This is a genomic window from Sphingopyxis microcysteis, assembly GCF_012274265.1.
GTDB lineage: Bacteria > Pseudomonadota > Alphaproteobacteria > Sphingomonadales > Sphingomonadaceae > Sphingopyxis > Sphingopyxis microcysteis.
Map to the genome: position 1 here is coordinate 49,976 of NZ_JAANYY010000005.1, position 17,435 is coordinate 67,410.

Here is a 17,435-nt window from a genome sequence, read left to right on the forward strand (position 1 = left end):
GGGCGTTCAGCGCGGCGCCATCATCCCGCGGCGGCCCGCCGCGACGAAGCAGGCGAGCAGCATCGATCCGAACGCCAGCGACACCAGGTCGAGCGGCTGCGGTCCGGCGGTCAATTCTGCCGCCGCCGCGCCGCCCCAGACGATCGCGACGAGCATCATCACATTTCCCGTGATCGCGGAAATCTCGACGGTCAGCTGCCGCCAAAGCTCGTCGAAACTTTGCCACATCCATAGCGACACCGCAGTGAAGCCGCCGAGCACGACGAGCAGGATCCAGTACGCCGCCGCGGGGCTGACCAACGCCGCGGTGCCCGCCGCCACCGAATATGCCAGCAGCATCAGCGCCGCGCCGAGGATCAGGCAACAGGCCGAGCTGGCGCCCATGCTCGATCGTTCCTCGACGATTTCTTCGGCATCGGCGACGTTGAGCAATCGCCGACCGACGAGGTTCGGCGCCGCGGTCCCGAGCCCGACGAACAGCCCCATCAACGCAAAGATAAACCCGACCCCGAACAGCATGATCGAGGAGGGTGCCCAATCGACCCCGCCCTGCCCCTCGGCGAGCGTGAGCCCAACCGACATGCCGCCCGCGCCCGCGATTGCGCCGACGGTCGCCTGCATCGCCGTCTTGCGCCATCCCGCCGTTTTGCCTGCCTGCGTTGTCATTCCATCACTCCTTCGGCGACCAATGGTCGATGAACAGCTCGCGCACTTCGAGCGCAAACAGGCCCGCCATGCGCAGCGCGAGCGGCAGGCTGGGATCATATTTGTCGGTTTCGACCGCGTTGATCGTCTGGCGCGAAACGCCCAGACGGCGTGCGAGTTCGCCCTGGCTCCACCCCGCGGCTTCGCGATATTCGCGCACCCGATTTTCCACATCCGCTTCCTTGCCTGTCAAGAGCTCTTTACATAGACAATGGCGACCTGTCAAACACTCTTTACATCTCACGCGTTCGGCCGTTGACCCTTTTGTAAGCTGTTGTCGCTATCAGGGCGCTGCATTTCAGGGGGAATTGCGATGCTACGTTCGACATTACTGGTCGCCGCGATGCTGCTGACCGCAGGTTGCGGCAAGATGGCCGAACTCGCCAACCAAACCCGCACGGTCGCGGCGCCGCGCGAAGAAGTGTTTGCCAAGATGTTCGGCGACGGCAGCGCCTTTACCGGCATGCCGCTGGTCACCAATGGCGGCTCGACGCGCCTCTACGAACTTGTCGCCGAAAAGGGCGATCCGGGTTTCGAAAAAATGGTCCCCGACGAACGGCCCGACGCGTACAAGATCAAGATCGCCGTCGCGATGGAAATCCCCCGCGAGGCCCATCTGATCTATAATGTCGACGACGGTGCGCTGACGACGGGGTTGAAATTCATCTTCGAAGAACTGGCGCCCGACCGCACCCGCGTCGATTTTGCCATCGACGATCTGGCCGGCGACGGCGCGAAGGGCTTGACGGTCAACCGATTGGTTTTGCGCAAGATCGCGCAAGAGGCGCTCGGCAAACTCGACGATTTCGAAGAAGCGAAAGAGCCCGCCTGACGGCGCTGCGCGCGATCGCAACATGGTAAACCGCCAGGGTTGCGGTCGCCACCGACCAGTGGCAGGTTGCGCGCGGGGTGGCACGATCGCGAAAGGCATTCAGGCCATGCGGAAGCGCGTCCCCCTCCTCCTCGCACCGCTGCTGCTTGCGTCATGCGGCGGCGGCAGTAGTGGCGGCGGCACCCCGCCCGCGGCCAATGCGCCGCCCAGCTTCACCTCGCTGCAAACCGCCAGCGTGACCGAGAACGGCACCGCCGCCTACCAGGCGACCGCAACCGACCCCGATGGCAATGCGCTGACCTTTTCCATCGACGGCGGCGCCGATGCAGGCCGTTTTGCGATCACCGGCGCGGGCGCGCTCAGTTTCAGCGCCGCGCCCGATTTCGACCTTCCCGGCGATGCCGACGGCGACAATGTCTATGCGGTGCTGCTGCGCGTCAGCGACGGTCAGGCGAGCGTCACGCAGGCGGTCAACATCACCGTCACCAACAGCCGCGAAGGCATATCGGTGGTCCGCGTCGGCACCGGTTTCAACCAGCCGCTCTACGTCGCCGCAATCCCCGGCGACAGCCGCGTCTATGTCGTGGAAAAGGGCGGGAACGTCTATCGCTTCGACCCCACGAACGGCAGCCGGACGCTGGTGCTCGACATCACCGACATTTCGACGAGCGGCGAGCGCGGCCTGCTCGGCCTTGCCCCATACCCCGACCATGCGACGTCGCAGCGGCTGTTCGCGGTCGCGACGGCCACCAATGGCAATGTCCAGGTGCGCCGCTACACGTTGGGCCAGCCGAACAGCTCGACCAGCTATGACACCGTGCTCGACATTCCGCACCCGGGGTTCGACAATCACAACGGCGGCTGGATCGGCTATGGTCCCGACGGCCATGTCTATGTTGCGGTCGGCGATGGTGGCGGGGGCGGCGATCCGAACAACAATGCCCAGAACCGCAACGTCCAGCTCGGCAAGATCCTGCGCTTTGCCGTCGGCGCGGGCGGCAACAGCTACGCCCCCGCGCCCGGCAATCCGTTCATATCGGGGGGCGGCGATCCCTATATTTTCGCCTTGGGCCTGCGCAATCCGTTTCGCGCCTCCTTTTCGGGATCGACGCTGCTGATCGGCGACGTCGGTCAGGGTGCGATCGAAGAAATCGATGCGGTCACGACGGCCCAGCCGGGGCTGAATTTCGGCTGGCGCTTTCTCGAAGGCACCCAGCCCTATTCGGGCACCGCCCCCGCGGGCCTGACGCCGCCCGTCGCCGAATATGGCCATGGCAGCGGCCCGCGGCAGGGACGGTCGGTGACCGGCGGCTATGTCTATCGCGGCCCCGTGACCTCGCTCGTCGGCCACTATGTCTTTGCCGATTTCGTCACCGGCAATATCTGGTCGGTTCCCTTGGCCAGCCTCGTCGCCGGGCAGACCCTCCCGGCGTCGCGTTTTGCGCGGCGCAACGAGGATTTCGCGCCCGACGCCGGGGCGCTCAGTAATGTCGCCTCATTTGGCGAGGACAGCGCGGGCAATCTTTTCCTTGTCAGCATCGGCGGCGATATTTTCATGGTGCGCCCCGGCTGACGCCTTGCCCCTGCCCATCAGCCAAGGCACACACGTGCCGTCGCCCCTGCGCAGGCGGGGGCGACGATGAGATGTAACCGGAGAGTTCCCCCAATGAAATCCTTGCCGCTCACTGCCCTCGTCGCGCTTCAACTCGCGCTCGCGCCCGCCGCGGCGGCGAAACTCTCCAAAGCCGAAAGCGGGATGGCGAAGACGGTGGCGGCCGAACAGGAGCGGTCGCTTGCGCTGCTCGAAAGGCTGGTCAACCAGAACAGCGGCTCGCTCAATCTCGAGGGCGTTGAAAAGGTTGGCGCGATGATGCGTGCCGAGCTTGAACCCCTGGGCTTCAAGGTCGAATGGAAGCCGATGCGCGACACCGGCCGCGCCGGCCATCTGATCGCGACGCATGTCGGCAGGGCCGATACCAAGCGCCTCCTCCTCATCGCCCACCTCGACACGGTGTTCGAACCCGACTCGCCATTCCAGACGTTCACCCGCAAGGGCGATATGGGCGAAGGCCCGGGCGCGGGCGACGACAAGGGCGGCATGGTCGTCATCGTCGCAGCGCTGCGCGCGATGCAGGCGGCGGGGACGCTGAAAGGCGCCAATATCGAGATTTACATGACCGGCGACGAGGAGGATGCGGGCCACCCGATCGAAAAGGCGCGCGCCGACCTGATCGCCGCGGGTAAGCGCAGCGACGTCGCGCTCGATTTCGAGGGACTGGTCCGCGATGGGGGCGCCGACATGGGGTCGGTCGCGCGGCGCTCGTCGGACAGCTGGACCGTCACCGCGACGGGCAAGAGTGCGCACAGCTCGGGCATTTTCAGCGCCGCGGCGGGCGACGGCGCGATCTATGAGCTGACGCGCATCATTCACCGCTTCCGCACCGAGCTTCCCGAACCGAACCTCACCTTCAACGTCGGGCTGATCGCGGGCGGGCAGCAGGCCGATCTCGACGCGGGCGGGATCCGCGCGACGGTGAACGGCAAGACCAACATCATCGCGCCGATCGCGGTCGCGCGCGGCGACCTCCGCGCGCTGTCGCCCGAACAGATCGCGCGGGTGAAGGCGAAAATGACGGCGATCGTCGCCGACCATGCGCCGGGGACCGACGCAAAGATCGCCTTCGACCCCGGCGGCTATCCCTCGATGGCGCCGACCGATGGCAACCGCGCGCTGCTGGCAAAGCTGAACGGCGTGAACCGCGACCTCGGGCTCGCCGAAATGGCACCACTCGACCCGCTCAAGCGCGGCGCGGGCGATATCAGCTTTGTCGCCGCAGACGTCGACGGATTCGCGGGACTCGGACCGTATAGCACCGGCGACCACGCGCCGGGCGAAGCGGTCGATATTCCCAGCATAGCCCGGCAGGCGACGCGCGCCGCCATATTGATGTCACGCCTTTCTGCTGAAAAGCGCTGAACTGCCGTCTTTGGCAGTTGGCTCAACTTGATTCATTCGCCACAGTGATTAGGTAGCAATCCGAGACGGAATTGACCGCCGATGGGAGAAGAATGATGAGCACCGAAACGCACCTCAAGCAAAATTACATCGGCGGCCGCTGGGTCGACAGCAAGGGCGGCAAGCTCCACGACGTCATCAATCCCGCGACCGAAGAAGCCGCCTCGACCGTCGTGCTCGGCACCGCCGCCGACGTCGACGACGCGGTGGCGGCGGCGAAGGAAGCGTTCAAAAGCTTTTCGCAGACCACGCGCGAGGAACGGCTCGACCTGCTGAACCGCATCGTCGAGGAATATAAGAAGCGCGGCGCCGATCTTGCCAAATCGATGGCATCCGAAATGGGCGCGCCGGTCAGCTTCGCGGGCACCGCGCAGGTCGGTGCCGGCATCGGCGGCTTCCTCGGCACGATCGCCGCGCTCAAAGATTTCAGCTTCACCGAAAAATATGCCGCGGGCATGATCGCCTATGAGCCGATCGGCGTCGTCGGCATGATCACGCCGTGGAACTGGCCGCTCAATCAGATCGCGCTGAAGGTCGCCCCCGCGCTCGCCGCGGGCAACACGATGGTACTGAAACCGTCCGAAGAATGCCCCGGCAACGCGGTGATCTTCGCCGAGATCCTCGACGCCGCGGGCGTCCCGCCGGGTGTTTTCAACCTCGTCCAGGGCGACGGTCCGACCGTCGGCAACGCAATCAGCGCGCATCCGGGCATCGACATGGTGAGCTTCACCGGCTCGACCCGCGCGGGCATCCTCGTCGCCAAGGCCGCGGCCGATACGGTCAAGCGCGTCCATCAGGAACTTGGCGGCAAGTCGCCCAACATCGTCCTGCCCGACGCCGATTTCGCCGCCGTGCTGCCCCCGACCGTGCAGGGCGTGCTGGTCAACACCGGCCAGAGCTGCATCGCGCCGACGCGCATCCTGGTCCAGAAGGAGCGCGAGGCCGAGGCGGTCGGCGTCATCAAGGCGATGTTCGACGGCACGCAGGTCGGCGACCCGATGAGCGAGGGCGGCCACATCGGCCCCGTCGTCAACAAGGCGCAGTTCGACAAGATCCAGGGGTTGATCCAGTCGGCGATCGACGAAGGCGCGACGCTGGAGACCGGCGGCACCGGCCTGCCCTCGAACGTCAACCGCGGCTATTACATCAAGCCGACGGTCTTTTCGGGCGTCACCCCCGACATGCGCATCGCGAAGGAAGAAGTATTCGGCCCCGTCGCCACGGTCATGGCCTATGACACGCTGGAACAGGCGGTCGATATTGCCAATGACACCGAATATGGCCTGTCGGCAGTCGTCTCGGGCGACCCCGCCAAGGCCGCCGAAATCGCGCCGAAGCTGCGCGCCGGCATGGTCGCGGTCAACGCCTGGGGTCCGGGGCCGGGCGCGGCGTTCGGCGGCTACAAGGCGTCGGGTAACGGCCGCGAAGGCGGCGTGTTCGGGCTCAAGGATTTCATGGAAGTGAAGTCGATCAGCGGTATTCCGGCGTAACGGAATCTACGCTCTCCCCTTCAGGGGAGGGCAGCGAGACTTGGCAGCTTGCTGCCTAGTCGCAGCGGGTGGGGGGTCAGCGGCCTTGCGCAAGGCCGCTGACCCCCCACCCCAACCCCTCCCCTGAAGGGGAGGGGCTTTTGATTCCGGCGACCAACGGCTATGCGCCCCTGCATGACCACCCGCTCCCCGCTCGCCCCTGCCACCTTTCCTGCCCTCCCCGAGATCGCCGGGGTCACGCGCCGCGTCGCGCGCGCGCAGTACAAGAATTGGGACCGCTGCGACCTGACCTATGTCGAGCTCGCGCCCGGCACCACGGTCGCGGGCGTGTTCACCCGCAATGTCTGCTGTTCGTCAGAAGTCGAGCTTGGGCGTGAGCAGATCAAGGGCGGCAAGGGCCGCGCGCTGATCGTCAACGCGGGCAACAGCAATGCCTTCACCGGCTATCGCGGCCGCGAGGCGGTCGAGGCGATCATGGAACAGGTGGCCGCTCATCTCGGCTGCGACGCGAAGGACGTGTTCGTCAGCTCGACCGGCGTGATCGGCGTACCGCTGCCCAAGGACAAGGCGCGCGCCGGGGTCGCGGCCGCGCTCACCGCCGAGCCCTGCTCATGGGAAGCCGCCGCCGAAACGATCGGTACCACCGACACTTTCGCCAAGGGCGCCGCCGCCAGCGCAATCGTCGGCGACCGGACCGTCCACGTCGCGGGCATCGTCAAGGGATCGGGAATGATCGCCCCCGACATGGCGACGATGCTCGGCTATATCTTCACCGACGCCGCGGTCGCGCCCGCGCTGTTGCAGGACATGCTGCGCGAAGCCACCGGCGGCAGTTTCAACGCGATCACCGTCGACAGCGACACCTCGACCAGCGACACGGTGCTGCTCTTCGCGACCGGACAGGCGGGGGGCGCCACGCTCACGACGCGCGACGATCCGGGCGCCGATGCGCTTTATGCCGCGATCCGCGCGGTCGCGCTCGACCTTGCGCATCAGGTCGTCCGCGATGGCGAAGGCGCGTCGAAATTCATCGAGATCGAGGTTAGCGGCGCGACCAGCGACGACAGCGCCAAGCGCGTCGCGCTTGCGATCGCCAATTCGCCGCTCGTCAAAACCGCGATCGCGGGCGAGGATGCGAACTGGGGCCGCGTAGTCATGGCGGTCGGCAAGGCGGGCGAACCCGCCGACCGCGACCGGCTCGCGATCCGTTTCGGCGATCATTGGGTCGCGAAAGACGGGCTGCCCGTCGAAGGTTATGACGAGGCGCCCGTCGCCGCACACCTCAAGGGGCAGGACATCCGCATCGGCGCCGACCTCGGCCTCGGCGATGGGTGCGCGACCGTATGGACCTGCGATCTGACGCACGGTTATATCAGCATCAACGCCGATTATCGCAGCTGACGCCTGACGCGGCGGCATTGCCCGGACTGGTGGCGGGCTTGGCGCCCCCGGATGTCAATTCCAGGGCGGCGCGTTCAGCCCTTTGGGGCTGGCGGTGAAAATCTCGCAGCCCGTTTCGGTGATGCCGATACTATGTTCGAACTGTGCCGACAGCGAGCGGTCGCGGGTCACCGCGGTCCAGCCGTCGGCGAGCATCTTCACCGCATATTTGCCGGTGTTGATCATCGGCTCGATGGTGAAGAACATGCCGGGGCGAAGCTCGGGCCCCGTCCCGGGGCGGCCCGCATGGACCACCTCGGGCGCATCGTGGAACATCTGGCCGAGCCCGTGGCCGCAGAAATCGCGGACGACCGAATAACGGTGGCGTTCGGCATGCGTCTGAATCGCATGCGCGACGTCGCCCATCCGATTGCCGGGCTTCGCCTGTTCGATCCCGAGCATCAGGCATTCATAGGTCACCTCGACGAGGCGCTTCGCCTTGATCGGGACATCGCCGACCAGATACATGCGGCTCGTGTCGCCATGCCAACCGTCGACGATGGAGGTCACGTCGATATTGACGATGTCGCCCTCGCGCACCGGCTTGTCGTCGGGAATGCCGTGGCAGACGACATGGTTGATGCTGGTGCAGCAGCTGTGCGTGAAACCGCGATAACCGAGCGTCGCGGGGATGCCGCCGCCATCGAGCATCATCGTGCGGACGAGGTCGTCGATCGCTGCCGTGGTCACGCCCGGCTGGACGAAGGGAACCAGCGCATCGAGGATTTCAGCCGACAGCCGCCCCGCCTTGCGCATGCCAGCAAAACCCGCCTCGTCGTGCAGCTTGATCGTGCCGTCGCGCACCGGCGTGGGGGCGCCAGCGTCGGCGGTGGTTACGGAGACATAGTCGTACATGGGTGTGATATAGGCGATGTGGCGCCAAATTGCGAGGGGCGACCCAAACCCCCATTTGTCATTCCGGCGGAGGCCGGGATCTCGACATTGCGTTAGGCCGCACCGTTGAGATCCCGGCCTTCGCCGGGATGACGATATTTATTTCGGCGCTACTCCGCCGCCTTCTTCGCCTTGTCGGCCTTTGGCGTTTTGGCCTTGCCCTTGCCCGCTTTTGGCGGGGCCGAGACGATTTCGAACGCCAGCGGATTGCCGACATGGGCGTCCTCGCCGGTCTTCATCTTCACCTTGACCTCGCCGCCATGGACGAGCTTGCCGAAGAGCAGTTCCTCGGCGAGCGGCTGCTTGATCTTTTCCTGGATCAGGCGGCCCATCGGACGCGCGCCATAGAGCTTGTCATAGCCCTTGCCGGTCAGCCATTCGCGCGCCGCATCGTCGAGCTGGATGTGGACGTTGCGGTCGGCAAGCTGCAGTTCGAGCTCGAGGATGAACTTGTCGACGACGCGCGCGACGACCTCGGGCGGCAGATAGCCGAACGGCACGATCGCATCGAGGCGATTGCGGAATTCGGGGGTGAACATGCGCTTCACCGCCTCTTCCTGGACATCCTCGCGCGTCGACTGACCGAAGCCGATCGATTCGCGCGCCATGTCGCTCGCGCCCGCATTGGTCGTCATGATCAGAATGACGTTGCGGAAGTCGACGGTCTTGCCGTGGTGGTCGGTCAGGCGGCCGTTGTCCATCACCTGCAACAGGATGTTGAACAGGTCGGGATGCGCCTTTTCGATCTCGTCGAGCAACAGCACGCAATGCGGGTTCTGGTCGATCGCATCGGTGAGCAGCCCGCCCTGATCGTAACCGACATAGCCCGGCGGCGCCCCGATCAGGCGGCTGACCGAATGGCGCTCCATATATTCGCTCATGTCGAAGCGCTGGAGCGGGATGCCCATGATCGACGCGAGCTGCTTGGCGACCTCGGTCTTGCCGACGCCGGTCGGGCCGCTGAACAGATAATTGCCGATCGGCTTTTCGAGATCGCGGAGGCCCGCGCGGCTCAGCTTGATCGCCGACGACAGCACCTCGATCGCGGTGTTCTGGCCGAAGACGACGCGCTTCAGGTCGGTTTCGAGGCTGGCGAGCGTCGCCTTGTCGTCGGTCGACACCGACTTGGGCGGGATGCGCGCCATCGTCGCGATCACGGCCTCGATCTCCTTGGCGGTGATCGTCTTCTTGCGCTTCGACGGGGCGACGAGCATCTGCATCGCGCCGACTTCGTCGATCACGTCGATCGCCTTGTCGGGCAATTTGCGGTCGTTGATGTAGCGCGCCGACAGGTCGACCGCGGCGTTGATCGCATCCTGCGTGTAACGCACCTGGTGATGCGCCTCGAATGCGCTGCGCAAGCCCGCGAGGATCTTCTTCGTGTCTTCGAGCGTCGGTTCGACGACGTCGATCTTCTGGAACCGGCGCAGCAGCGCGCGGTCCTTCTCGAAATGGTTGCGGAACTCCTTGTACGTCGTCGAGCCGATGCAGCGGATGACGCCGCCCGACAAAGCGGGCTTGAGCAGGTTCGACGCGTCCATCGCGCCGCCCGACGTGGCACCCGCACCGATGACGGTGTGGATCTCGTCGATGAACAGGATCGCGTGCGGCAGGCCTTCGAGTTCGGTGACGACCTGTTTCAGCCGTTCCTCGAAATCACCCCTGTACCGGGTGCCCGCGAGCAGCGCGCCCATGTCGAGCGAATAGATGACCGCGGGCAGCAGCACCTCGGGCACGTCGCCCTCGATGATCTTGCGCGCGAGCCCCTCGGCGATCGCGGTCTTGCCGACGCCGGGATCGCCGACATAGAGCGGGTTGTTCTTGCTGCGGCGGCAGAGGATCTGGATCGTGCGATCGACCTCGGCGCTGCGTCCGATCAGCGGGTCGACCTTGCCGCCCTTCGCCTTTTCGTTGAGGTTGACGGTGAACTGGTCGAGCGCGGTTTCCTTCTTGGACTTGCCGTCCGCCTTGTCCTTTGTTTCTTCCTTTTCCTCGGGCTCGGCCTGCACCGCGGGCTTGCCGCCCTTGCCGACGCCGTGGCTCAAATAGGAGACCGCGTCGAGCCGCGTCAGATCCTGCTGCTGGAGGAAATAGACGGCGTAGGATTCGCGTTCGGAGAAAAGCGCGACGAGGACGTTGGCGCCCGTCACTTCATCCTTGCCCGACGACTGGACGTGCAGGATCGCGCGCTGGACGACGCGCTGGAAACCCGACGTCGGCGACGGGTCGCTGTGCCCCTCAACTTTCAAACTGTCGAGTTCGGTGTCGAGATAGTGGACGACCGCCGATTGCAGGTCGTCGAGCGCGACGCCGCAGGCGCGCATCACTTCGGCGGCATGCTCGTCGTCGATCAGCGCATAGAGCAGATGCTCGAGCGTCGCATATTCATGGTGGCGCTCCGAAGCGGCCTTCAGCGCGTTATGGAGGGTCTTTTCGAGGCTTTCCGAAAAGGACGGCATGGGTCTCATCTCCTTGCGGGGACGACGCCGGGGAGATGGCGGCCCCCTTAGGAACGTAACGTGGCGATGCCGCCGCCCCACCGCAAGGGAAAAGCGGTCGGCTTTGTGAAATTACGATGGCAGGGGTTGTATTATGGTTAACGGGATGTTCGGATTGGGTCGAGGTTCTGCAATGCGCCTCGCGACGATCCGTTCAAGGGTGGAAAACGCGGCCCTGGGCTTTGAGCGCATGCGGTATTTGCGATCCGTCGGGTCTTAAAGCCACAAAGGCCCCGCATGGGCGCCTCGAAACTGTGTCCTTTGTGGCCTTAAGGCGACAAAGGGCGCGGATGTGCATGTCGAAAATGTCCCCTGTGTCGCTTTGGTCGAGGGTTGCTGAAGCCGACCATTTCAAAGAGCGTGGCGGAGGCTGGCACGGCGGAATAAAGTAGGACAGCGATTTTTTTGTCGCTCGCCCAATCTCTGTTTTGGGGTGGGGAGATGACGTATTTCGTTCCTCCCCGGAACGGGGAGGTGGCAGCCCGCAGGGCTGACGGAGGGGCCGAAACCTCTCGTGATGACGCACCGTCCCGACCCCTCCACCACCGCTTCGCGGCGGTCCCCCTCCCCGTTCCGGGGAGGAATGAAAACGTCCACTTCCGGTCGTTACCTGCCGTCCTCCGCGCCCGTCCGATCCGCCATATCCATGAAATCGCGCGCCGTGTCGCGCTCACTCTCGTCCTTGAACGCGACGTCTAGGTCGGGGGCGACGCCGAGCATGTACATCAGCGCCCAGAGCGCGAAGCGGCGGCCCGGGTTGGTTTCGAGGCCGAAGTCGACGCGCATCCGTTCGGTGCCCGCGGCGTGCGCTTGCGCGTGGATCGCCGCCAGGTCGGCGGTGCCGAAGTATCGGCGGAGCTGGTCGTCGAAATCCATGTCGTCCTTTTGGACGCTTCACGCCGCTTGGCAAGTCTGGCCAGCGTCGGCTCCGTTCCTTTCCCTCCCCATTGATGGGGGAGTTAGCGAGACTTGGCAGCTTGCTGCCTAGTCGCAGCGGTGGGGGTGATCTCTCGACCCGAAACGGCGGCGCAAGGACGCACCTTCACCCCCATCCAACTCCGCCTAGCCGCTCCGCGGCAAGGCTGCGTATCCTTCCCCCATCAAGGGGGAAGGTTGTTGATCCAGTTGTCTTTGCCCAAGCGCGCCGATAGGGCGGCCAGCGTGAAGACCAGCATCGACATCGGGACCGACAGCGCGGGGCAGGGCGTGCGCGTCGACGTGCAGGAACTGCTCGCGACGCGTTTGCTCGTGCAGGGCAATTCGGGGTCGGGCAAGTCGCACCTTTTGCGCCGGATCCTCGAGGAAAGCGCCGCGCTGGTGCAGCAGATCGTGATCGATCCCGAGGGCGATTTCGTGACGCTCGCCGACGCCTACAGCCATGTCGTGATCAACGGCGGCGACTATAACGAACGCGAGATCGCGGCGATGGGCGCGCGCATTCGCGAACATCGCGCGTCGATCATCCTCAGCCTCGAATCGCTCGACATCGAGGCGCAGATGACCTGCGCCGCGGCGTTCCTGAATGCGCTGTTCGATGCGCCGCGCGAGCATTGGTTTCCCGCGCTGGTGGTGGTCGACGAGGCGCAGATGTTCGCGCCGAGCGTCGCGGGTGACGTCGCCGACACGGTCCGCCGCGCGAGCCTTGGCGCGATGACGAATCTGATGTGCCGCGGGCGCAAGCGCGGTCTGGCGGGCGCGATCGCGACGCAGCGGCTGGCAAAGCTCGCCAAGAATGTCGCCGCCGAGGCGAGCAATTTCCTGATGGGGCGCACCTTCCTCGACATCGACATGGCGCGCGCCGCCGACCTGCTCGGCATGGAGCGGCGGCAGGCCGAGACGATCCGCGACCTCGAACGCGGGCATTTTCTCGGGCTCGGCCCCGCCATCTCGCGCCGCCCGATCGCGGTGCGCATCGGGTCGACGCAGACCTCGACACGGCTGGGCACGCACGGGCTGATGCCGCTGCCATCGGCGGGCGGCGACGATATGCGCTCGATGCTGTTCACCGAGATGGAGGCGCCCGCAGCACCGCGCGTCTTTGCGCCCGAGCCCGAACCGGTCGCAGCCAGCGAGGTGCTGGAGCGGATCGCGGCGAGCGAAGGACTTCACGAAGATCGCGACGCGCCGCCCGTCCTCGACATCGTCGCTGCGGTCGAGGAAGCGGAGCAGAGCGACGCGGTGGTGGTCGCGATGCTTGAAGAGATGCTCGCCGACGCCGAGAGCGCCTTCCAGCCCGAATCCTTCCTCTACCAGGATTTTTCGGTGCGGTGCCGAATGGCGAAGCTGAAGAAGGTGCCGCTCGACCTGGCGGCGTTTCGCTACCGCTTCGCGCTTGCCAAGGGCGGCGTGTTCGACCCGTCCGCGCCGCGCTGGGCCGAGGCATTGCGCGTGGCCGAACGCCTGCCCGACGATATGCTGGCGCCCTTCCTGCAAATCGCGCGCGCTGCGCTCGACGGCGAACCGTGTCCCGACGACGAGGTGCTGGGCCGCGCCTATGGCAGCCATTCGCCGGGGCGCATCCGGCGGCTGGTGGAGTATATGGAAAAGCAGGGCGCGATCGTCGTGCGGTCCGATTTCGGGGGGCGGCGGTCGATCGGCATTCCCGAGCTGGGGCTGAGCACCGAGGCGGAGTAATCTGACGTCATCCCGGCGAAGGCCGGGATCTCGACGTTGCGTCATTATTTGCCGGTGAGATCCCGGCCTTCGCCGGGATGACGATCGATAAGAAAGCGCGCCCGTTGCTTTTTTACTCTACCCCTTTTTGAACAGCGCGTCGGCGATCGCCTTGTGGCTGGTGGCGGCGGCGCGGTGCGCCTTGACGCGCGCGATTTCGGCCTCGAGCGTCGCGATACGGTCATCGAGTTCGCTCACCGACAGCGGGTCGAGCGGTTGCCGGGTCAGCGCCGCGAGCGCATCGTCGCGGCGGCGGGGAAGATCGTCATCGTCCATGGCGGTTCCTCCTGAAAAGCCTCGCGACTGTTGACCCGGTGCGCCGCGCTGTCAATAAGGTGGCCGTAAGGGCGAAGTGAAAAGTGGGGAAAATCAACGTGACCAGCCTGCCAGCGAGCATGACCGCGATCGCCATCAGCGCGCCCGGCGGACCCGAGGTTCTGGTCCCCGAGCAGCGCCCGGTGCCGCAGCCGGGGCCGGGCGAAGTGCTGATCCGCGTCGCCGCAGCGGGGGTCAACCGCCCCGACGTCCTGCAACGGATGGGATTTTACCCGCCGCCGCCGGGCGCATCGGACCTGCCCGGGCTGGAGATCGCGGGGACGATCGTGGCGGTCGGGCCGGGCGGCGATCGGGAATTGCTGGGACAGGCGATGTGCGCGCTGGTCGCGGGCGGCGGCTATGCCGAATATTGCCTCGCGCCGGTCGGCAGCTGCCTGCCGGTACCGCCGGGCTTTACGATGGCCGAGGCCGCGGCGCTGCCCGAAACCGTCTTCACCGTCTGGCACAATCTGTTCGAGCGCGCGTGGATCGCGGAGGGTGAAACGGTGCTGGTCCATGGCGGCACCAGCGGCATCGGCACGACCGCGATCGGCCTTTGCAAATTGTTCGATATCAAGGTCATCGTGACGTGCGGCAGCGCCGACAAATGCGCTGCGGCAATGGCGCTGGGCGCGACCCAAGCGGTCGACTATTCGGCCGAGGATTATGTCGACGCGGTCAGGACGTTCACCGGCGGCAAGGGCGTCAACGCCGTGCTCGACATGGTCGGCGGCGATTATGTGCCGCGCAACCTGGCGTGTCTGGCCGAGGACGGGCGGCACGTCACCATCGCGTTTCAGCGCGGCGCAAAGGTCGAGATCGACATTTCAGATGTCATGCGCCGCCGCCTGACGCTGACCGGATCGACGCTCCGCGCGCGCAGCGCCGACTTCAAGGCCGCGCTGGCCGACGAGATTCACCGCACGCTGTGGCCGCGCCTTGCCGCGGGCGGGTGGAAGCCCGCGATGGATCGGATCTTCCCGCTCGCCGAAGCCAGCGCCGCGCACGCGCGGATGCAGGCGGGCGAGCATGTCGGAAAGATTGTCCTGACCGCGGCTTAGCCCGGACATAGTCCGCCGGGGCACCCCGGCTGCACCCGCGCGCGGTCCATGACTTCGCGGGTACCGTCCTGTGCATCGCGCGCCAGACGTTCGATGTCTTCCCGCGTCTGGCAGGTGCGAATCGCCTTGACCAGCGAGCCGGTGGTCCCTTCGCGCTTGCAGACGATATAATAGCGGTGATCCTTGGGCAGCTTCGCATTGAACGCCCGGATTTCGGCCAGCGTCATCTTCGGCGCATCGGGGCGCTCGACGTCGGTGGCATCATTGGCCGAAACCGCACCGGCGCTCAGCATCAACGCGATGCTGCTGATGATGGCAGCGCCCGACCTGATCGTCTTCATGAACTTCCGCTCCTGAAATATCTGTATTTGACCGATGATTGACACATATTCCGCTGAGGTCAACGCCTCATGGCGTAACGCTTTGCAGATCGACCGGCAACGTCAGCGCCGTACCGGTACGCTGGTCGCCGGTCGCGGCAATCCCCCGATATGGCTGGCCCCTTGCCCCTTTTGCCAATCCGGTTTACAGCCGTCGCCATTATTCGGCCGCTCCGCGAGGGGCGGCCCTTTTATTTCCGCTTGGAGAAATCGCCATGGCCACCGCCGACGCCACCCCGCTGATGCCGCATGCGACCGCCGCCTGGCTGGTCGACAACACCGGCCTGACCTTTGCCCAGATCGCCGAATATTGCGGCATCCATATCCTGGAAGTGCAGGCGATCGCCGACGAGACCGCCGCGACCAAATATACCGGCCGCGACCCGGTGCGCGCGCACGAACTGTCGATGGAAGAAATCGAAAAGGGTCAGAACGACCCGAACTACAAGCTCAAGATGAGCAAGCAGGCGCAGGACACGATCCGCCGCACCCGCGGCCCGCGCTACACCCCGGTCAGCAAGCGCCAGGACAAGCCCGACGGCATCGCCTGGATCCTGAAGAATCATCCCGAGGTGTCGGACGGCGCGATCGGCAAACTGATCGGCACCACCCGCAACACGATCGGCGCGATCCGCGACCGCAGCCATTGGAACAGCGCGAACATCGTCGCCAAGGATCCGGTGACGCTGGGTCTGTGCTCGCAGCGCGAGCTCGATGCGCTGGTTGCCAAGGCGGCGAAAAAGGCCGGGATCGAAGCGCCGACCGACAATCGGCTGGAGGGTGATCGCGAAGCGCTGCTCGAAGAATTGCGCGCCGAACGCACCGCCGCCAACGAAGCGCGCGCCGCCGAGGAAACCGCCGAAACCGACGGCGAGGCATAGTCCATGCCGGGCAGCGATGACGACCAGATCCCGGCAGCCAGCGGCTCGCCGGACGCATCGCTGACCCAGGACGACAGCTTTACCGCGACCAGCCACGCCGGCCTGACCTATCCGTGGGGCGACGCGGCGCCGGGCGCTGGCGAGGTGATCCGTATCGCGCCGGGGATCAGCTGGGCGCGCATCCCGATGCCGGGGTCGCTGGGCCATATCAACAGCTGGCTGCTCGACGACGACGCCAACGGCGAAGCGGGGGGCGTCGCAATCGTCGATACCGGTATCTGCCTGACCATGTGCTCGGACGCGTGGAAGGCGCTTTATGCCGGCGCCCTGAACGGCAAGCGGATCACGCGCGTTATCGGCACCCATTTGCACCCCGACCATATCGGCCTTGCGGGCTGGATCGCGAAGAAACAGGGCGTCAAGCTGTGGATGACGCGCGGCGAGATGCTGACCGCGCGCGCGATCGTCGCCGATTCGGCGGACACCACGCCCGACGAGGTGCTGGCACAATCGCGCGCCGCGGGCTGGGACGATGCGGCGATCGAGGCGCAGCGGTCGCGCGGCTGGAACATGTTCCAGCGCATGATCTTTACCCTGCCGCGGTCCTATGTGCGGATGCGCGACGGCGAGCGGCTCGGCTTTGGCGCGCACCAATGGCGCGTCGTGACGGGGTCGGGGCACAGCCCCGAACATGCGTGCCTGTGGAACGAGAAGGAAGGCGTGCTGGTGTCGGGCGACCAGGTGCTGCCGCGGATCAGTTCGAACGTATCGGTGAATATCACAGAACCCGACGCCGATCCGCTGGGCGAATGGCTGGCCTCGATCGACAAATTGCTGGCGACCATCCCCGCCGATGTCACCGTGTGTCCCGCGCATGGCGAGCCGTTCAAGGGGCTGCACGTCCGGTTGATGGCGCTGCGCGACGAGCATCGGATGCGGCTGTATAATCTGGCCGAAGCCGCGGCCAAAGCGCCGATGCGCGCGATCGACAGCTTTCCGCTGCTCTTCAACCGCCCGATCGGCGAGCATAATCAGGGGCTGGCGACCGGCGAAGCGCTCGCGCACCTCAAGCGACTCGAAGTCGAAGGCCGCGTGAAACGCGAAGAGCGCGACGGGGTGTGGTGGTATCACGGCGTCGCATAAGGGCGCGCACGCGGCAAACCCCGCCCGGTCCGAATGACGAATAGCGCAGACGGCGCATAGCTATGCGCGGCTTGACGCTGCGCCTTCGCAGGTGCAGCAATCGCGCC

The 17,435-nt window shown here is 65.7% G+C and carries 16 protein-coding genes; 9 read left to right on the forward strand and 7 right to left on the reverse strand.

Translation table 11 applies throughout. The features are described from left to right. Window positions 1-6: 6 nt before the first annotated feature. Both G9408_RS14100 and G9408_RS14105 read right to left on the reverse strand, forming a co-directional pair. Entirely contained in the window at window positions 7-666 is a 660-nt protein-coding gene (locus G9408_RS14100) for a hypothetical protein (RefSeq protein ID WP_168454628.1), read from the reverse strand. Window positions 667-670: 4 nt separating this feature from the next. Then, window positions 671-877: a helix-turn-helix transcriptional regulator gene (locus tag G9408_RS14105; RefSeq protein ID WP_120217531.1), complete on the reverse strand. Its 207-nt coding sequence runs from the start codon at window positions 875-877 to the stop codon at window positions 671-673. Between the two features lie 141 nt (window positions 878-1,018). Here G9408_RS14105 and G9408_RS14110 point away from each other — a divergent pair, with 141 nt between their 5' ends. From G9408_RS14110 to argJ, 5 genes are all read left to right on the forward strand, one after another. After that, window positions 1,019-1,537: an SRPBCC family protein gene (locus G9408_RS14110; RefSeq protein WP_168454629.1), complete on the forward strand. Its 519-nt coding sequence runs from the start codon at window positions 1,019-1,021 to the stop codon at window positions 1,535-1,537. A 106-nt stretch (window positions 1,538-1,643) separates the two neighbouring features. Beyond that, the gene (locus G9408_RS14115) at window positions 1,644-3,110 is read left to right on the forward strand and encodes a PQQ-dependent sugar dehydrogenase (protein WP_168454630.1); all 1,467 of its coding nucleotides are present in this window, start codon (window positions 1,644-1,646) and stop codon (window positions 3,108-3,110) included. 93 nt (window positions 3,111-3,203) lie between these two features. After that, on the forward strand, window positions 3,204-4,514 hold the full coding sequence (locus G9408_RS14120; RefSeq protein WP_168454631.1) for a M20/M25/M40 family metallo-hydrolase: 1,311 nt from the start codon (window positions 3,204-3,206) through the stop codon (window positions 4,512-4,514). A 95-nt stretch (window positions 4,515-4,609) separates the two neighbouring features. Beyond that, window positions 4,610-6,043 (forward strand): aldehyde dehydrogenase family protein, encoded by a 1,434-nt coding sequence (locus G9408_RS14125; RefSeq protein WP_168454925.1) that lies wholly within the window; start codon window positions 4,610-4,612, stop codon window positions 6,041-6,043. Window positions 6,044-6,217: 174 nt separating this feature from the next. Next, window positions 6,218-7,444, forward strand: coding sequence for a bifunctional glutamate N-acetyltransferase/amino-acid acetyltransferase ArgJ (argJ, locus tag G9408_RS14130; RefSeq protein ID WP_168454632.1), 1,227 nt, complete (start codon window positions 6,218-6,220; stop codon window positions 7,442-7,444). Window positions 7,445-7,498: 54 nt separating this feature from the next. On the opposite strand, the gene map is transcribed toward argJ, so the two are convergent. From map to G9408_RS14145, 3 genes are all read right to left on the reverse strand, one after another. After that, window positions 7,499-8,338 carry a type I methionyl aminopeptidase gene (gene map / locus G9408_RS14135; protein ID WP_168454633.1) on the reverse strand — a complete coding sequence of 280 codons (840 nt, stop codon included), beginning with the start codon at window positions 8,336-8,338 and terminating at the stop codon, window positions 7,499-7,501. 149 nt (window positions 8,339-8,487) lie between these two features. After that, window positions 8,488-10,836, reverse strand: coding sequence for an ATP-dependent Clp protease ATP-binding subunit ClpA (gene clpA, locus G9408_RS14140; protein ID WP_168454634.1), 2,349 nt, complete (start codon window positions 10,834-10,836; stop codon window positions 8,488-8,490). Between the two features lie 645 nt (window positions 10,837-11,481). After that, window positions 11,482-11,751, reverse strand: a complete 270-nt coding sequence (locus G9408_RS14145) for a hypothetical protein (protein WP_168454635.1) — start codon at window positions 11,749-11,751, stop codon at window positions 11,482-11,484. A 285-nt stretch (window positions 11,752-12,036) separates the two neighbouring features. On the opposite strand from G9408_RS14145, the gene G9408_RS14150 reads away from it, so the two are divergent. Further along, on the forward strand, window positions 12,037-13,509 hold the full coding sequence (locus tag G9408_RS14150; RefSeq protein WP_168454636.1) for a helicase HerA domain-containing protein: 1,473 nt from the start codon (window positions 12,037-12,039) through the stop codon (window positions 13,507-13,509). A gap of 117 nt (window positions 13,510-13,626) precedes the next feature. Here G9408_RS14150 and G9408_RS14155 read toward each other — a convergent pair whose 3' ends face one another. Beyond that, window positions 13,627-13,824, reverse strand: a complete 198-nt coding sequence (locus tag G9408_RS14155; protein WP_120217542.1) for a DUF1192 domain-containing protein — start codon at window positions 13,822-13,824, stop codon at window positions 13,627-13,629. 98 nt (window positions 13,825-13,922) lie between these two features. Between G9408_RS14155 and G9408_RS14160 the strand changes: the two genes are divergently transcribed. Then, window positions 13,923-14,924 (forward strand): NAD(P)H-quinone oxidoreductase, encoded by a 1,002-nt coding sequence (locus G9408_RS14160; protein WP_328804473.1) that lies wholly within the window; start codon window positions 13,923-13,925, stop codon window positions 14,922-14,924. On the opposite strand, the gene G9408_RS14165 is transcribed toward G9408_RS14160, so the two are convergent. Then, window positions 14,921-15,265 carry a hypothetical protein gene (locus tag G9408_RS14165; protein ID WP_120217543.1) on the reverse strand — a complete coding sequence of 115 codons (345 nt, stop codon included), beginning with the start codon at window positions 15,263-15,265 and terminating at the stop codon, window positions 14,921-14,923. The two genes, G9408_RS14160 and G9408_RS14165, sit on opposite strands and share 4 nt — an antisense overlap. Window positions 15,266-15,546: 281 nt before the next feature. On the opposite strand from G9408_RS14165, the gene G9408_RS14170 reads away from it, so the two are divergent. Both G9408_RS14170 and G9408_RS14175 read left to right on the forward strand, forming a co-directional pair. After that, entirely contained in the window at window positions 15,547-16,185 is a 639-nt protein-coding gene (locus tag G9408_RS14170) for a DUF1013 domain-containing protein (RefSeq protein WP_120218340.1), read from the forward strand. 3 nt (window positions 16,186-16,188) lie between these two features. Then, window positions 16,189-17,328 carry an MBL fold metallo-hydrolase gene (locus G9408_RS14175; RefSeq protein WP_168454637.1) on the forward strand — a complete coding sequence of 380 codons (1,140 nt, stop codon included), beginning with the start codon at window positions 16,189-16,191 and terminating at the stop codon, window positions 17,326-17,328. Window positions 17,329-17,435: the final 107 nt, after the last annotated feature.

Coding starts and splice junctions, on each gene's coding strand:
- G9408_RS14125 (WP_168454925.1), top strand. CDS start 4,610: ATGAGCACCGAAACGCACCTCAAGCAAAATTACATCGGCGGCCGCTGG.
- G9408_RS14115 (WP_168454630.1), top strand. CDS start 1,644: ATGCGGAAGCGCGTCCCCCTCCTCCTCGCACCGCTGCTGCTTGCGTCA.
- argJ (WP_168454632.1), top strand. CDS start 6,218: ATGACCACCCGCTCCCCGCTCGCCCCTGCCACCTTTCCTGCCCTCCCC.
- clpA (WP_168454634.1), bottom strand. CDS start 10,836: ATGCCGTCCTTTTCGGAAAGCCTCGAAAAGACCCTCCATAACGCGCTG.
- map (WP_168454633.1), bottom strand. CDS start 8,338: ATGTACGACTATGTCTCCGTAACCACCGCCGACGCTGGCGCCCCCACG.
- G9408_RS14170 (WP_120218340.1), top strand. CDS start 15,547: ATGCCGCATGCGACCGCCGCCTGGCTGGTCGACAACACCGGCCTGACC.
- G9408_RS14100 (WP_168454628.1), bottom strand. CDS start 666: ATGACAACGCAGGCAGGCAAAACGGCGGGATGGCGCAAGACGGCGATG.
- G9408_RS14155 (WP_120217542.1), bottom strand. CDS start 13,824: ATGGACGATGACGATCTTCCCCGCCGCCGCGACGATGCGCTCGCGGCG.
- G9408_RS14110 (WP_168454629.1), top strand. CDS start 1,019: ATGCTACGTTCGACATTACTGGTCGCCGCGATGCTGCTGACCGCAGGT.
- G9408_RS14175 (WP_168454637.1), top strand. CDS start 16,189: ATGCCGGGCAGCGATGACGACCAGATCCCGGCAGCCAGCGGCTCGCCG.
- G9408_RS14120 (WP_168454631.1), top strand. CDS start 3,204: ATGAAATCCTTGCCGCTCACTGCCCTCGTCGCGCTTCAACTCGCGCTC.
- G9408_RS14145 (WP_168454635.1), bottom strand. CDS start 11,751: ATGGATTTCGACGACCAGCTCCGCCGATACTTCGGCACCGCCGACCTG.
- G9408_RS14165 (WP_120217543.1), bottom strand. CDS start 15,265: ATGAAGACGATCAGGTCGGGCGCTGCCATCATCAGCAGCATCGCGTTG.